Annotated in this window: 12 protein-coding genes and 1 riboswitch; of the genes, 4 read left to right on the top strand and 8 right to left on the bottom strand. The window is 65.8% G+C overall.

What is annotated here, in order from left to right:
• Positions 1–71 precede the first annotated feature (71 nt).
• The 6 genes from ABD742_RS19575 to ABD742_RS19550 form a co-directional block, all read right to left on the bottom strand.
• Positions 72–2192: an ArnT family glycosyltransferase gene (locus ABD742_RS19575; protein ID WP_234752426.1), complete on the bottom strand. Its 2121-nt coding sequence runs from the start codon at positions 2190–2192 to the stop codon at positions 72–74.
• A gap of 6 nt (positions 2193–2198) precedes the next feature.
• Positions 2199–4259: an ArnT family glycosyltransferase gene (locus tag ABD742_RS19570; protein ID WP_234752427.1), complete on the bottom strand. Its 2061-nt coding sequence runs from the start codon at positions 4257–4259 to the stop codon at positions 2199–2201.
• A complete protein-coding gene (locus ABD742_RS19565) occupies positions 4256–5626 on the bottom strand; it encodes a bifunctional glycosyltransferase family 2/GtrA family protein (RefSeq protein WP_234752429.1) in 1371 nt (456 codons plus the stop codon). Before ABD742_RS19565 ends, ABD742_RS19570 begins: the two co-directional genes overlap by 4 nt.
• Before the next feature lie 159 nt (positions 5627–5785).
• A complete protein-coding gene (locus ABD742_RS19560) occupies positions 5786–6541 on the bottom strand; it encodes an aggregation-promoting factor C-terminal-like domain-containing protein (RefSeq protein ID WP_234752430.1) in 756 nt (251 codons plus the stop codon).
• 2 nt (positions 6542–6543) lie between these two features.
• A riboswitch (cyclic di-AMP (ydaO/yuaA leader) is annotated at positions 6544–6717 on the bottom strand.
• 164 nt (positions 6718–6881) lie between these two features.
• Complete coding sequence (locus ABD742_RS19555) at positions 6882–8360, bottom strand: sensor histidine kinase (protein ID WP_234752431.1); 1479 nt, start codon at positions 8358–8360, stop codon at positions 6882–6884.
• A gap of 12 nt (positions 8361–8372) precedes the next feature.
• Positions 8373–9113, bottom strand: a complete 741-nt coding sequence (locus ABD742_RS19550; RefSeq protein ID WP_234752432.1) for a response regulator transcription factor — start codon at positions 9111–9113, stop codon at positions 8373–8375.
• Between the two features lie 336 nt (positions 9114–9449).
• Between ABD742_RS19550 and ABD742_RS19545 the strand changes: the two genes are divergently transcribed.
• The 3 genes from ABD742_RS19545 (at position 9450) to ABD742_RS19535 (ending at position 12532) form a co-directional block, all read left to right on the top strand.
• Positions 9450–10322, top strand: a complete 873-nt coding sequence (locus ABD742_RS19545) for a hypothetical protein (RefSeq protein ID WP_234752564.1) — start codon at positions 9450–9452, stop codon at positions 10320–10322.
• A gap of 663 nt (positions 10323–10985) precedes the next feature.
• Entirely contained in the window at positions 10986–11855 is an 870-nt protein-coding gene (locus ABD742_RS19540; protein ID WP_234752433.1) for a winged helix-turn-helix domain-containing protein, read from the top strand.
• A gap of 146 nt (positions 11856–12001) precedes the next feature.
• Positions 12002–12532: a SixA phosphatase family protein gene (locus ABD742_RS19535; protein ID WP_234752434.1), complete on the top strand. Its 531-nt coding sequence runs from the start codon at positions 12002–12004 to the stop codon at positions 12530–12532.
• A gap of 23 nt (positions 12533–12555) precedes the next feature.
• Here ABD742_RS19535 and ABD742_RS19530 read toward each other — a convergent pair whose 3' ends face one another.
• Entirely contained in the window at positions 12556–13515 is a 960-nt protein-coding gene (locus ABD742_RS19530) for a LysR family transcriptional regulator (protein WP_234752435.1), read from the bottom strand.
• Between the two features lie 72 nt (positions 13516–13587).
• Here ABD742_RS19530 and ABD742_RS19525 point away from each other — a divergent pair, with 72 nt between their 5' ends.
• Positions 13588–14529 (top strand): EamA family transporter, encoded by a 942-nt coding sequence (locus ABD742_RS19525; RefSeq protein ID WP_234752437.1) that lies wholly within the window; start codon positions 13588–13590, stop codon positions 14527–14529.
• Here ABD742_RS19525 and ABD742_RS19520 read toward each other — a convergent pair.
• Positions 14502–15071, bottom strand: a complete 570-nt coding sequence (locus ABD742_RS19520) for a hypothetical protein (protein WP_234752438.1) — start codon at positions 15069–15071, stop codon at positions 14502–14504. The two genes, ABD742_RS19525 and ABD742_RS19520, sit on opposite strands and share 28 nt — an antisense overlap.
• Positions 15072–15087: the final 16 nt, after the last annotated feature.

The following is a 15087-nucleotide window of genomic DNA, read 5'->3' as shown; positions in this document are numbered from 1 at the left end:
CGGGGCGTGGCAGATCGCGGATTACTCCGCGGTCACTGCCACAGCCCGTCTGGACGCTTCAGGACGCCCACTCAGCCAGCCAGTGCGTACACCGTGGTCCCGCCGATGCTCTGTGCCTGGAAGTTCGCAGCCACCCATTGCGCGATCTGGGCAGGGGCTTCCGATCCGCTGTTCGCCTGCATGGTCCCGCCGGCGATGAAGTAGTGGATCTTGCCCTGCGCCACGAGCTGTTGGAACTGTTCGAGCGTGGGGGACGGGTCGGTGCCGTTGAAGCCACCCACCGCCATGACGGGCAGTTCGGTGGCCAGCTGGTAGCCTGCGGCGTTGTTGGAGCCCACGACGGCGGCCGCCCACGTGTAGTTCGAGGCGCCGGATTTGAGCGCGCCAACCATTTCCGACGACGGCGTGGTGGCGCCGAGCAGGCCGCCCATGCCGCCGCCTTGCCGGTTCCCGCCAAAGCCGCCGCCCTGGGCGCCCGGCTGCCGGAGAGCTTGCGGGGGAGTGTTCTGGGCCGCGTTGTTCTGGCCTGTGTTCTGGCTTGCGCCGTTTTGTCCGAAGCCGCCCTGTCCGAAGCCGCCCCGGCCGCCGAAGCCGCCGAACGTGGTCGTCGGACCGGCGCTGGGGATTGCGCCGCTATGCGTCACGGAGGCGGTTGAGATGGAGTACGCCAGTGGGCCGGCGAGGGAGGCCGCGAGGGCGAGCACCGCCGTCGTGCGCTGAAGAATGCGGGAGGTGAAGCGTCCCGAGAGCAGCAACCCGGCCGCGGCTGCCAGCGCACTCAGCAGCACCGCCCAACGCAGCCCCGGACCATAGGCGGTGGTGCTGCCCAGGAGGTCGAAGGCCACGAATCCCGCTGCCGCCACTGCTACGGCGAGCATGACCGCGGCGACGAGCTGCGCGCGGTGCTGCCACAAAAGCGCGACGCCCAAGCCCGCGAGCCCGGCGATCCCCGGGGCCAGGGCTACTGCGTAGTAGGGATGGATGATGCCCGCCATGAAGCTGAACACCAACCCGGTGACAAGCACCCACGCGCCCCACACGATCACCGAGGCACGGACGCCATCCGTGCGCGGGGCACGGCGCCCCAGCCACAGGAGTCCCGTTCCGAGGACCAGCACGGAGGGGAGCAGCCACGCGATCTGGCCGCCGAACTCGCTGTTGAACATCCGGAACAGCCCGGGAACTCCCCAGCCGTTGCCGCCCCCGACGCTGCCGGTCTCCTGGCCACTGAGCCTGCCCAGGCCGTTGTAACCGAGCGTCAGTTCGAGGATCGAGTTGTTCTGGGAGCCGCCGATGTACGGCCGCATGTTCGCCGGAATGAGTTCGACGACGGCGAGCCACCAGCCGGCCGAGACCACCATGGCTGCCCCCGCCGCAAGCAGATGAAGGAGACGACGCCCCACTCCACCCGGCGCGGCAACCACGTACGCCACGGCAAATCCAGGAACCACCAGCAGGACCTGGAGTTGCTTGGTGAGGAAGCCGAAGCCCAGAAACACGCCGGCCAGCAGGAGCCAGCGCAGCTTGTTGTCCTGGATGGACCGCAGCGTGGCGTAGCCGGCGGCCGTCATGAGCAGCACCAGCAGGGCGTCCGGGTTGTTGAACCGGAACATGAGGGTGGCTACCGGGGTGATGGCCATGACGACGGCGGCCAGCAGCCCGGCCCGGTGGGCGAGCCGTGGATTGCCGGTGGCGGGGGCCGCGGCCCGTCGGACGGCGAGATAAAGCAGCCATGCCGTGGCAACGCCCATGAGTGCCTCGGGAACCAGGATGCTCCAGGAGCTCAGCCCGAAGATCCGCACCGAGAGGCCCATGATCCAGAGCGACGCAGGCGGCTTGTCCACCGTGATGGAGTTGGCGGCGTCGGAGGATCCGAAGAACCACGCGGCCCAATTCTGCGAACCGGCCTGGGCCGCTGCGGAATAGAACGGGTTGGCCCATCCGGAAGCGCCGAGGTTCCAGAGATACAGGACCGCCGTTGCGAGGAGCACAATGCCGAGCTCCACGCGGTGCCGCAGCGTATGCGGGCCATGGTTGGGGCGGGACTTTCGGGACTGTCGCGACTTTCCGGTCAGGCCGGGCCGGCCGCCCCCTCCCTGGGGAGCGGCCACTTCCGGCGGCTCCACCAACCGCGACGGCGGAACCGGCTGCCCTCGCTTGGAACCGGTATCTGTGAAATGCGAAGTGGTCATCGGGATCTACTTTGTCAGCTTGTAGACGGTGGAGCTGCCCACCGTCTGGGCTTGGAAGTTGGCCTGTACCCAGGAGGCTACCTCGGAATTGCCGCCTTGGCCTCCGAATCCGCCGCCGCCACCCATGCCGCCTCCTGCGATGTAGTAGCCGATCTGTCCCTTGGCCACCATGTCCTGGAACTGTGCCAGCGTGGGGTAGGGATCGCCGCCGTTCCAGCCACCGAGTGCGATCACGTTGGTGTGGGTGGCGAGCTCAAGGCTTGCGGCCTGGGTGGCGCCGGAGACGATCGCCGACCACTTCGTGGTGGTGGACGTCAGCAGAGCGGTCAGTCCGGCGTCGGCCGTCCCCTCGGAACCGGGTCCTCCCGCGGCCTGGCCCGCGCCACCAGCGGCGCCAAACCCTCCAGCGCGGTTTCCGAAGCCGCCCATGGCGGAACCGCTGGGTCCCGACGTCGGGATGGAACCGGAGTGCGCGGTAGCCGCCGTCGCGAGCGTCCACGCCGCGGTTCCGAGGCCGCCGGCCAGAAGGGAAACGACGACGACGGCCGCGGCCGCTGCGTTCCGGAACCGGCCAGCCGGCCGCAGTGAGTCGAGGCGAAGCAGGATTGCCGCGGCCGCCACCACACCCAGGACGACGATCACGATGCGCAACCAAGGAAGCCATGAGGCGTCGCGGCCCAGGAGAACCGCGGACCAGGCCGAACTACCGAGGATTACCACGGCCAGGACGATCCTGGCCGGCCAATACCCGCGGCCACGCCACAGCTCAACGCTGCCAATGCCCACCAAGGCTGCGATTGCCGGTGCGAGGGCTACCGCGTAGTAGGGGTGGACGATGCCGCTCATGAAGCTGAAGACTCCCGCCGTGACCAGAATCCACCCGCCCCACAGGATAAGCGCGGCACGGGTACGGGAGGCCCGCGCTTCCCGGCGGGTGAACCATAGGCCGGCTGCCAGCAGAATCAGTGCAGCAGGGAGAAGCCAGGAGACCTCACCACCAAAGCTCGTGCCGAACATGCGGGTAATCCCGGCTGCTCCACCGAATCCGCTGTTGCCGCCACCGCCGCCGAAGGCGCCGAGGCCGCCTCCGCCAGGGGCCCCGCCTCCGCCGGGTGTCCCTTCGCCCGAGCCGGTGATGCGGGACAGCCCGTTGTAGCCAAACGTCAGCTCAAGGAAGCTGTTGGTTTGCGAACCTGCCATGTAAGGACGTGCCGAAGCCGGGGTCAGCTGGAACAGAGCAACATAACTGCCGGCCACTACTGCGATGCCAGTCAACGCGCCGAACAGGTGCACCAGCCTCCGCCGCAACGGGGTGGGGGCGGCCCAGAGATACGCGAGTCCCAGTCCTGGAACAATCAGGAATCCCTGCAGCATTTTGCTCAGGAACGCGAGGCCCACCACGGCGCCCGCTGCGGCGAGCCACTTCCAGCCTGCGCGTTCGATGGCACGGGTAGTGAAGTAGGCCGCGAGCACCAAGCACAGAGTCAGCATGGCGTCGGGATTGTTGAAGCGGAACATGAGCGCCGCCACCGGGGTCAGTGCCAAAGCGCCACCGGCCAACAAGCCAGCGCCTGGTCCGAAGACCCGCTTGACCGTCAGATAAAGGAAACCGACGGCGGCGACGCCCATCAGCGCCTCGGGAACCAGCATGCTCAGGGGCGAGAAGCCGAAGATCCGGCCCGCCAAAGCAGGGATCCACAAAGAAGCCGGGGGCTTGTCGACGGTGATGGCGTTGCCGGCGTCGAGCGAACCGAACAGAAACGCCGTCCAGTCCTTCGTGCCGGCCTGGATGGCCGCGGCGTAGAAGGAGTTTCCATAACCGGTGGCCGCAAGGTTCCAGAGATACAGGAAGGCGGTGGCTACGAGGAGCCCGGCGGCGGACGGCCGCACCCAGCGGGGCTGCCGGCCAAAGGCATATCGCTTCCAACGGGGCGTGGCATCCGGGGTTGACGGGCCTGCCGAGTGACGGCCCTGCGGTCCGTCCGCAGTCCCGAGGGCGGCGGGAACCTCGGCGCCGGCACTTCCGGCGGCGGGTCCCGTGCTTGCGGGAGTAATCGTGGAGGTCATGATGCTGCCGTTTCTGTGCGCGTTTTGGCTTGTGTCGTGGGTGCAGTCGCCTTCGCTGCAGGCTGCCGGAAGACCCAAAGGCGGAACAACAGGAAGCGGACTGCGGTGGCGGCGAGGTTCGCCGCAACTACGGTGAGGAGCTCGCCCCAGCGGTCCGGCGTCGTCGTACTGTGCACCAAGGCGAGTGCCCCTGAAGTGAGCGCGAGGCCGATCCCGAAGACGATCAATCCCTCGAAGTGGTGCCGAACGGGATTGCCGCCCTGGATGCCGAAGGTGAAGCGCCGGTTGGCGCCGGTGTTGGCGATGGCCGTGATGAGCAGCGCCAGGAAGTTGGCCAGCTGCGGGTCCATGAAGCCGCGGCAGAACAGGAAGATGAGCACATAGGCGAGGGTGGACGCGGCGCCGATCGCGGCGAACCGGACCAGCTGCCCGAAAAGGCTGCTGCGCGGGTTCTGCTCGGCGGTGCGGGACGACGCCGGGAGCGGCCCGCGTGCAAGTGCTGCGCGCAGTTCCGGAATGGGGATGCGGCCCGAGACGAGATCCCGGGTGAGCCGGACCATGCCGCGGATGTCGGCCAGGGCAGTGCGCACCACGTCGACGCTGGAATTGGGATCGTCGATCCAGTCAACGGGAACTTCGTGGACCCGGAGGCCGCAGCGTTCGGCGAGGACCAGGAGCTCAGTGTCGAAGAACCACGAGTTGTCCATGGTGTGCGGGAGGATCTGCTGTGCGACATCTGCCCGGATCGCTTTGAAGCCGCACTGGGCATCGCTGAAGCGGGCGCCCATGAACGAGTGCAGCATCAGGTTGTAGCTGCGCGAAATGAACTCGCGCTTGGGGCCGCGGACAACCCGCGAGTTGCGGGTCAGCCGTGTGCCAATGGCGAGGTCCGAATGGCCGGAGATCAGCGGCGCCAAAAGGGGCGCCAGTGCGGCGAGGTCCGTGGAAAGATCCACGTCCATGTAAGCCAGAACCGGCGCCGGCGATGCGAGCCACACCTTGCGCAGGGCGTTGCCGCGTCCCTTCTCCTCAAGATGGACAACCGCGAGCTCAGGCAGTTCCCTGGCCACGCGCTCCGCGATTTTCAAGGTGCTGTCCGTGCTTGCGTTGTCGGCCACGGTAATGCGGAAGCCATGCGGGAAGGATTCGCGCAAATGGCCGTGAAGCCTGCGCAGGCACTCTTCGAGGTCGCGTTCCTCGTTGAAGACGGGGATGGTGACATCGAGGACGGGGACGGCGGTGTGGGTGTCGACGGGGGCGCGCCGCGCTGTGCTGGGTTGAAGGGGGGTGTTGGGTGGGATGGGAAGGCCCGGCGGCACCACCGCGGGGTCCTTCAGGGTTCCGGAGGTGGATTCGATGAGAGTCATGTATTCAGAGTGCCGTTGCAGAATATGAAGGCTTTAGGCGGAACCTGTGACGTGGCTGTGGATGTATGGCCGGTGTGGCGAATCACATGCCTGGCCAAAATACGTCGAGGTCCGCCCCTGGAGGGACGGACCTCGACGTACTTGTGCGTGGCTCTTGGTCTAGTACCAGTTGTGCGCCAGGTGGAAGGACCACGCCGCGGACGGCGATCCGTAGCGTTCCTTGATGTAGTTCAGGCCCCAGCGGATCTGCGTCTGGTAGTTGGTCTGCCAGTCGGCGCCTTCTGATGCCATTTTTTCGCCCGGCAGCGATTGCCCAATGCCGTAAGCGCCACTGGAGGCGTTGGTGGCAGTGGTGCGCCAATCCGATTCCTTGTTCCACAAGGTGAGCAGGGCGGACATCTCGCCCTGACCCCAACCGTAGGATGGAAGGATGCTTGCGGCATAAGCCTGTGCGCCGGAGGGATCATCGACGGCGACAGGTGCGGCCGGGGCTGCTGGAGCGGGCGGTGCCGCGGGCGCGGCCGGTGCGGCGGCCTGCGGTGCGACGGCGGCCTGCGGTGCGACGGCGGCCGGAGCGGGGGCAGGTGCCTGGCTCGGCGTCGGCGCGGCGCTCGGCTTGGGGCTTGCGCTTGCGCTCGCCGACGGCGTGGCGGCGGCCGATGGCGTGGCTGAGTTATCCGCCGCGCGGGATTCGGACGTGCGGCTCATGTCCTGGGCATTGATGGCTTGTCCGGCGGCCTGGGTGGCGGCACCTGCACCGAGGAACACGGCAACGACGCCGGCAACAACTGCCATGCGCTGGCCGGTGCCGAGATTCGAGGCGGCTCGCCTCAACGTGGAACGTGACTTGTTTCTCCGGGCAGGTTCGCCGCGGTGGCGCGCAACAGGGCGCGACTGATTCCTGGAATCAGACATGGTGATTGCCTCTCGACGCCTGCGGAGTTAGCTGTCGGATTCGGATGAGGTCATCCGGCCGTGGCCACTGGGAATCGTGGCGGTACGGCTTCACCCCTAGGGCTGGCTCAACATGAGCGCTTGCCCGGAGACCTGGGTCCCCCGTCTCTGCCTGGATTTTTGGGCACCGGGGAGTGGCAGAGCTCGGCGCCTACCCGGCGGTGGCCGGAATGATCCCGCGCACCCATTCGACGGTACAGGAGGATTTTACTTAAGTCACATTTAGGTAACGGAGATCACGACGTCGGTGCGTCGACTTGCGCCCGCCGCGCACCGGCGTCGCGCCCTCCTGGGCGGCCGTTCAGGCCGTGGCGGTCCTGAGCGCCGGAAGCCGCACCGCAAATTCCGTCCGGCCGGGCCGCGACGCCACTTCGACGGTGCCTCCATGCGCCTGGACAATGGATTCCACAATCGACAAGCCGAGCCCGGAGGTGCCCTCGGAACCGGAGCGGGCGGCGTCGGCACGGGCAAAGCGGGAGAAGATCCTGCCCTGGAATTCCGGCGGGATGCCCGGCCCGTTGTCAGTCACTGTCACCACGGCGCTGCCATCGGCGGAACGCATGACGCCCGTGACCACGGTGGTTCCCGCCTCCGTGTGTTTGCGGGCGTTGGAGAGCAGATTCGCCAAAACCTGGTGGAGTTGAGTGGTGTCGCCGCGGACCGTGAGGGGCTCGTCCGGGAGCTTGAGCTGCCAGATGTGCCCTGGGGCCATGACCTTCTCGTCGCTGACGGTCTCGATCACCAACTGCGTGAGGTCCACATCGGTGAACTCGGGGGCCTTCCCTTCGTCCAGCCGGGCCAACAGAAGGAGGTCCTCAACGAGGGTGGTCATGCGTTCGGACTGGCTCTGCACCCGTCCCAGCGACTTGCGCCCGTCCTCGGTGAACGTCTCGGTCATGCGCAAGAGCTCGGTGTAGCCGCGGATGGCGGTCAGCGGAGTGCGCAGTTCGTGCGAGGCATCGGCGACGAACTGGCGCACCTTCGTTTCGCTTTGCTGGCGGGCTTCGAGGGCGCTCGAGACGTTGTCCAGCATCAGGTTCAAAGCATGGCCGACACTTCCCACTTCCGTGCTCGGGTGGGCCGCCGACGCCGGAACGCGCACCGCGAGTGCCACCTCACCGGCGTCGAGCGGAAGTTTCGATACCTTCGTGGCGACGTCGGAGAGTTGCTCCAGGGGGCGCATGGTGCGGCGGATCAGCACGGTTCCGGCCAGTCCGATCAGGACCAGTCCGCCCAAGGACACCAGCACCATGGTCCACACGAGCGAGGCCTCGGTGTCCTCTTTCGAGGCGAGTGGCAGCCCCGTGATGACAACATCGCCGTAAGGAGTTTCGGTGGCCACCAGCCGGTAGCCGCCATTGGACAGGGTGCGATCAACCGGGCGGCCATCGGGCGGGAGCGCGGACAGGATTCGAGCGTCGCTGGGCGACAACGGCGCACGGGTGGCATCGGAGGACAAGAATCCAGCATCGCTGCTCACCTGACCTGCGAGAATACGCGCATTCAGCGTGCCGATGCTCTGGCCCCGGGGGTCCAAGGGGTCCGGACGGCCGCCCGGGTTGCCTTGCGGCGGGCGGCCATGGGAGGCCTGCATCAATTGCTGGTCGAGCTGCTTCGTGAGGAACACGTCCATGGAGGCGTAGCTGACCACCCCGACGGCACCGCAGATGGCCACGAGGAGCGCCATGGAGAGAAGGATCAAGCGCGTGCGCAAGTGCCAGGTTGAAGGATTGAACCAACGATGGTCGGTCTGGCGGGGGATACCCGAGAGTGCGGACATTCGACGCCCCGGCTATTCGGCAGGCTTGATGACGTAGCCTGCTCCGCGCACGGTGTGGATCATGGGCGGGTGGTTGGCCTCGATCTTCTTACGCAGGTATGAGATGTAAAGCTCCACGATGTTTGCTTGCCCGCCGAAATCGTAGTCCCACACGCGGTCGAGGATCTGAGCCTTGCTGACCACGCGTTTGGGATTTTCCATGAGGTAGCGCAAGAGCTCGAACTGGGTCGCCGTGAGCGGGATGTCTTCGCCGCCACGGGTAACTTCACGCGTGTCCACGTTCAGGGTCAGGTCGCCTACAACCAGCTCGGCAGTGTCCATCGCGGCCACTCCCGAGCGCTGGACCAGGCGGTGCAGGCGTAGCAGGACTTCCTCCATGCTGAAGGGCTTGGTGACATAATCGTCGCCGCCGGCGGCCAACCCGACGATGCGGTCCTGCACGTCATCCTTGGCGGTGAGGAAGAGCGCGGGCACCTCAGGCGCAAAGGTGCGGATCCTGCCGAGCAGCTCAACGCCGTCGAACCCTGGAAGCATGACATCCAGCACCAGGACATCCGGACGGAAGTCCTTGGCGAGCTTTACCGCAGCGGGACCGTCGCCGGCCACCGCCACCGACCAACCCGCCATGCGCAGGCCCATGCTCATGAGCTCGGCGAGGCTGGGTTCGTCGTCCACCACGAGGGCACGGATGGGGGAACCGTCCGGGTGGCTGAGCTGCGGAAGGTTGTTGGTCATGGAGTGCGAGGATGCCATGGGACAACTCTCCAATCTGCCGGTTTGCCAGTGCTTTGCCGTTGCTGTGAGCACCCTGTGAGTCCCAGCCTAGCCACCTGTCCGGAGGTTGTGCCGGTTCGGGGAGGAACGGCGTCGGATTCTGCTGGATCATTCCTCAGTCCGGAGGGGCAATCCGCGTGGTTACGGGCCCCGGCACAAGCTCGCCGCGAATGATCCAGCAGAATCCGACACAACACTGCGGCAGGTCACAGGCAAGCCTGCAGTTCGACACAGCCAATGCACAGCAAAGCGGCTGACGCTGTTTGGGACAAGAACAATCACGACCAAACAGTCTCGATTTCGATGGAGAACACCATGGATCAGCAAAACAACCCCTCCGTACCTGGTTCCGAGCCGGAGAATGGGCACCCGCAGCCGGTGATCCGCCCCCTTGATGATTCCGGCCAGCCTGCCCCCGGGCAGCCTGCCGCCGGGTGGGGTGCTCCGCAGCCGCCGGTGAACCAGCAGCCTGCCGCCGGGTGGGGTGCTCCGCAGCCGCCGGTGAACCAGCAGCCTGCCGCCGGGTGGGGTGCTCCGCAGCCGCCGGTGAACCAGCAGCCTGCCGCCGGGTGGGGTGCTCCGCAGCAATACAACTCCGGACAGCCCCAACCTTCGTTTTTCAAGAATTGGAGCCTGAAGAAGGGGCTCATTGTTGGCGGCGTCGCGGTCGTGGTCGCTGCGGCGGCAGGAGCCGGTGCCTACGCCGCCGGAAACGGGACCGCTGCGGCGGATACCACCAATGCGCAGGGACCGGGTGCCGGGCAGAACGGCCAGGGCGGATTCGGTGGCCCAGGCGGCACGAACGCAGGTCCGGGCGGGCTCGGGGTGGGCATGGGTGGCCTGAACGCTGCCGTCCACTCGGAATATGTGGTCCTCCAGAACGGCAGCTACGTCACCATGGCAGGCCAGCTGGGTACGGTCACTGACATCTCGGCGAGCTCCATGACCGTCAAGAGCGATGACGGATTCACGCGAAGCTATGCCCTCGGAACGGACGTCGTGGTAGCGGAAGGCGTCCGGCAACGCGGAAGCGGAACCACCGGCACCACCCTGACCCTCGCCGATGTGAAATCCGGATCCAGCGTGAGGGTCACTTCGCTCAAGGAGTCCGACAAGTACACGGCACAGTCCATCCAGATCGTCACTGCCACCACATCAAGTACGCAAGGGACCGGCACCACCAACTAGTGACGGGTGCTTGTGTCCGTCGTGACCTTCTTTTCCCCGCTTTGGCCTCAGAATCACGCAACTCGCCGTGTCGCAAGCGCTTTCCGAATTCAAAGAAGGTCACGACGGCGCGTCCGCGCAGCGCTGCAACCAGCGCCCTAGCAGACGATTTGCCCAAGAATTTTCATGAGACGCAGATTCGGGATTGGACAAGGGTTGTTTCATATCTCGAGATTCAAAGGCAAGCGCGTGACGTGACTTAAGATTCAAAAAATGATCTTTCCATCAAATTTTATTCGAATATTGCGCTCATAACGGCCATTGTGACGAACGAGAATGGGTCACATTTGGACATGTGTGAATTGTGATGTGCGGCACAATAGTCCGATTCGTCTCAAAATGTGGACGCTTCCGCCCTTTGTTACTTGCAAGTTCCCTTTGTTACGTTGCACACTTCAAATGTGAACAAGAACTCAACAGCATCTGCAGCCGCAGCGATCGAGCCCAGCACACCCGCTGGTATTTCGATGAGCTGTTGTCGAATGCATGCCTAACTTAAGACCCCAAGAAGTTTCAGGCATTCGCCCCCTGCCCAGCGTCGGGCGCCCCTCCCCATCTCATTGCGGGGACCAGACCAGCATTCGAAGCCGCGATGACGGCTATTCACTTTGAGGTAAGCAATCCATGTCAGTTGCATCCGGATACGTCCACATCTCCGTCCGTAACGCCAATAAGGCCGCGTCGAACGCCGGCCTGCGTCCCGGCTTCGGCAACCGCCCGGCCTACGCCCAGCCCGCACCGCAGGGTGGCAGCCAGGCGCCCGGTTACGTCCCCCAGGGCTACAACCCCAACTCCTACGGCCAGCTCCGCGCTGTTCCCGCCAACGAGGCCTCGCCGATGACTGCACCCACGCCGGTCCTGGCTCCAGCGGATCGCTCCATCCGTCCGGTTGCCAACGACAATGTGGCCCGCGGGTTCGTGCTCTACATGGGCATCGACGAAGATACCGCTGCGGCCGCCGGAACGTCCATCGCCAAGCTTGCCCAGGAAATCCGGGCTTACGCACAGTCCCTCGTGTCCGGCGCCGAGAGCTACGCCGCCGTCGCGGTAGCCCCGGCCAGCGCGCCTGGTTCCGCGCTCGACGTCGTCCGCTCGACTTTCGGTGACCCGACCGTCGGCAACCGCCAGCGCGCTGAGGCGCTCCGCCCGCAGCCTGCCCAGGAAGCCCGCCCGTCCGGCGTGTTGATCGACCTCGCCCGTCGTGAGGTACACCTCGATGGCGAATCGCTGAACCTCACGTTCAAGGAATTCGAGCTCCTCAACTACCTCGTCGAGAACGGCACCCGCACCGTGGGTCGCGATGAACTCCTTGAGGGCCTGTGGCGCAACGCCGAAGAGGTCCCCAACGAGCGCACCATCGACGTCCACATCCGGCGCCTCCGCTCCAAGCTCGGCCGCCTCGCAAACACGGTCCGCACCGTACGCGGCCAGGGCTACCGCTTCTACGAGCACCCCGAGGTCATCGTTTGGGCCGCTCCGGAATACTCGATCTAGTCTCCACGCGCTCAAGGCGCCCGCTCCCTGTCTAGGGGGCGGGCGCTTTCGCTTCCGCGGGCCACCCAACTAGCTCGCATTTGTTGTCGTTTTGAGGGCTCATAACGACAACAAATGCGAGCTAGTTGGGATAGTAGGGTGGGGGGATGAGCGAGCATCACATTAAGCGGCTGGTGATCATGCGGCATGCGAAGTCGGACTGGCCCCTTGGGGTGCCCGATCATGAGCGACCCCTTGCCGAGCGTGGCCACCGGGAGGCCCCCCTCGCCGGAAAATGGCTCCTCAAGCATCACGTGATTCCGGACTTCATCCTGTGTTCGTCTGCCCTCCGGACCCGGCAGACCTGTACTTGGGTGTGCAGCGAGCTGGGGGACAAGGCCCCGACGCCGAAACTCGAGGACGACCTGTACGCCGCGTCCGCGCAGCGGATGTTGACTGTCATCAACCATGTGCCGGAAACCGTCACGACACTCATGATCTTCTCGCACATGCCCGGCGTTCAGGACCTCGCGATGCACTTGGCTTCCCGCGACTCGGACCATGACGCCTACATGGATGCCGCGACGCGTTACCCGACCAGTGCCATGACGGTGATGGAACTCGAAAAGCCGTGGGCTGAACTCGATGGGCAGGATGCCCGCCTGACCCACTTCGCAGTGCCACGCCCAAAGAAGTAGCCCCCTCGCGGGGATAGTCCGAGCTAGCTCACGTCGAGTTCCGCGGCCACATCCTGCAGCAAGCGCACCACGTGGCGGATGCTGGGGCTTGCCGTCATGGTCTTCCGGTATACGATTCCCACTTGGCGTTGCTGCATCGGATTGACGACTGGCACTGCCACCACTCCAGCGGGGAGCTCGGGCCTGCCGAGGCGCGGCACGAGCGCCACCGCAACACCCTGCTGGACCATCGCGATGTGCGTGGAAAAGTCGGGGTCGTAGATGCGGATGTCCGGCACGCGCCCCAGGCCAGCGAAGATCGCCAGCAGCGCCTCATTGCAGATGGCACCGGCCGGCGTGCTGATCCAGCGTTCGTCCACCAGATCGGAAGGCTCGACGGCGGTCCGGCCGGCCAGCGGGTGCGCTGAGTTCAGCAGGACGTCGGCGGTGTCCAGGCAGAGGTCCTCGTGGATCATGTTCTCCGGAATGACCAACGGCACTGAGTGCCAGTTGTGCACGACGCCGAGATCGGCTTCACCGGTTGCGACCCTTTGGACCGCCTCGCGCGGGTCCTCGGCCACTACCCGGATTTCAAGCCCGGAGCCGCCAAGCCCGGAGCTCCCCGCGGCCGAAGATCCGGCGGCAACAGCCTGGGCCGCGCCAAGTTTCCGCAGCATCGGACCTACCAGCCCGCAGCAGGCCGTCGAGAACCCGACGAGCCGAAGCACTCCGCTCGGCTTCGCGGGGTCGGCAAGCAGCGTGGCCTGCAGTTCTTCCAACTCGCCCAGGATCCGGCGTCCGTACTCGGCCAGTGCCATGCCGCGGTCGGTCAGCAGTACGCCGCGTCCGTGGCGCTCCAGGACGGTCACACCACTTTGCTTCTCGAGCTTCTTGATCTGTTGGGAGACCGCCGACGGGCTGAAGCCCATAGCCTCCGATGCCGCCACCACCGAGCCTTGCTGTTCCACTGCTACGAGGGCCCGTAGCGCCGCAATCTCAATCATGAAGCAAACGTACATGATCTGATGCAGAATTCAACGCTGGTGCTTCATCCTCTTGACTGTCAGAGTTGAATCGTGAATATCCGACACTCAGCACTCGCCGTCCTTGTCGCCGTCCTCTGGGGCCTGAATTTCGTCGCGATCGACTTTGGCCTCCATCCCGGTAACGGGAGCGGTGGCGCGGCGGATGTGCCGCCGCTGCTGTTCGTGGCCATCCGCTTCGTCCTGGTGGTGTTCCCCTGCATCTTCTTCGTCCGCAAACCGGACGTCAGCTGGAAGGCGATCATCGGCGTCGGGCTGTTCATGAGCGCCGGGCAGTTCGGCCTCCTCTACCTGGGCATGGCCCTTGGCATGCCGGCCGGGCTCGCCTCCCTCGTGCTGCAGGCACAAGTGCTCCTGACGGTGCTGTTGGCGGCCCGGTTCCTCGGGGAGCGGCCGAGCAAGCGCCAACTGACTGGGGTGGTGCTCGGCGTCACCGGACTTGCTTTGGTGGCGGTGGGTCGAAGCTTGGTGGCCCCGGTGGTGCCGCTCATGATTGTGCTCGCGGCGGCGTTGTCCTGGGCTGCGGGAAACATCATCGCACGCAAGGCGAAGGCGGCCTCAGGACTGGGGCTGGTGGTCTGGTCCGGGGCCGTGGTCCCGTTGCCGCTCCTGGCCTTGTCGCTGATCGTGGACGGCCCGGCCGCCGTCGTCGGGACCCTCACCAACCTTCAGCCTGCGACCATCCTGAGCGCCCTCTACACTGCCATTTTCGCCTCGCTGGTGGGCTACGGCATCTGGAACCGGCTGCTTAGCCTCTACCCGAGCTCGGCCGTGGTGCCTTTCACGTTGTTGGTCCCGGTGGTGGGAATGACCGCCGCGTGGCTGCTCATCTCAGAGGTCCCGACGACGGCGGAACTTGCCGGCGGCCTCCTCCTGCTGGGCGGCGTGGCGACTGCCGTGCTGCAGCGGCGCGCCAAGCCTGGGAATGTGGCGGCGCCCGAAGTACGTCAGCGCTTGGGGGCGGGCTTGCGCTGAGCCGGCGATCCCGACGTCGGGCGCTTCACGGCCCCCGACGCCGGACGGGCCGCCGGGCGCTGGGCGGGCCTGGCAGGTGCCGGGGAAGGACGCGAAGCAGGCCGGGGCGCGGGCCGTCGGGCAGCCGGGCGGGGCGCCGCTTTCGCACGGTTCTTGCGGGATGGCCATACCGCCCCCACGAACAAGACCAGCAGGGAACTGCAGCCGGAGAGTGCGGCGAGGTAGAAGTAGATGTCCGAATCTTTGGTGCTCACCGCGCTGCCGAGGGCATTTTCATCCTGGTTGAAGGCGAGGCCCCACATGCGCAGGAAAGCGATTCCGAACGCGATGAACAGGATCGTCGAGATCGCTCCGAGAACCAGCATGAAATACCTGCGACGGGTAAAAACCTCGGCGACGCACGCCAGATAGCCGATCGCCAAAACCCCGAGAAAGGTGTACATCACGGTTTCCTCAAGGGTGATGGCGAGGAGCACCAGCAAACCAGCGGACACCACGGCAGAGATGACCGCAAGCTTTCCACTGTTCCCCATGTGACCCATGGGATTAATCATCCCT

The sequence above is a fragment of the Arthrobacter ramosus genome, assembly GCF_039535095.1.
Lineage (GTDB): Bacteria > Actinomycetota > Actinomycetes > Actinomycetales > Micrococcaceae > Arthrobacter > Arthrobacter ramosus.
This window is presented reverse-complemented; position numbering and strand designations above follow the sequence as displayed.

Bases quoted from the DNA above. Each gene is read 5' to 3' on its own strand.
- ABD742_RS19575 (WP_234752426.1), bottom strand. From the start codon at position 2,192: ATGACCACTTCGCATTTCACAGATACCGGTTCCAAGCGAGGGCAGCCG.
- ABD742_RS19570 (WP_234752427.1), bottom strand. From the start codon at position 4,259: ATGACCTCCACGATTACTCCCGCAAGCACGGGACCCGCCGCCGGAAGT.
- ABD742_RS19565 (WP_234752429.1), bottom strand. From the start codon at position 5,626: ATGACTCTCATCGAATCCACCTCCGGAACCCTGAAGGACCCCGCGGTG.
- ABD742_RS19560 (WP_234752430.1), bottom strand. From the start codon at position 6,541: ATGTCTGATTCCAGGAATCAGTCGCGCCCTGTTGCGCGCCACCGCGGC.
- ABD742_RS19555 (WP_234752431.1), bottom strand. From the start codon at position 8,360: ATGTCCGCACTCTCGGGTATCCCCCGCCAGACCGACCATCGTTGGTTC.
- ABD742_RS19550 (WP_234752432.1), bottom strand. From the start codon at position 9,113: ATGGCATCCTCGCACTCCATGACCAACAACCTTCCGCAGCTCAGCCAC.
- ABD742_RS19545 (WP_234752564.1), top strand. From the start codon at position 9,450: ATGGATCAGCAAAACAACCCCTCCGTACCTGGTTCCGAGCCGGAGAAT.
- ABD742_RS19540 (WP_234752433.1), top strand. From the start codon at position 10,986: ATGTCAGTTGCATCCGGATACGTCCACATCTCCGTCCGTAACGCCAAT.
- ABD742_RS19535 (WP_234752434.1), top strand. From the start codon at position 12,002: ATGAGCGAGCATCACATTAAGCGGCTGGTGATCATGCGGCATGCGAAG.
- ABD742_RS19530 (WP_234752435.1), bottom strand. From the start codon at position 13,515: ATGATTGAGATTGCGGCGCTACGGGCCCTCGTAGCAGTGGAACAGCAA.
- ABD742_RS19520 (WP_234752438.1), bottom strand. From the start codon at position 15,071: ATGGGTCACATGGGGAACAGTGGAAAGCTTGCGGTCATCTCTGCCGTG.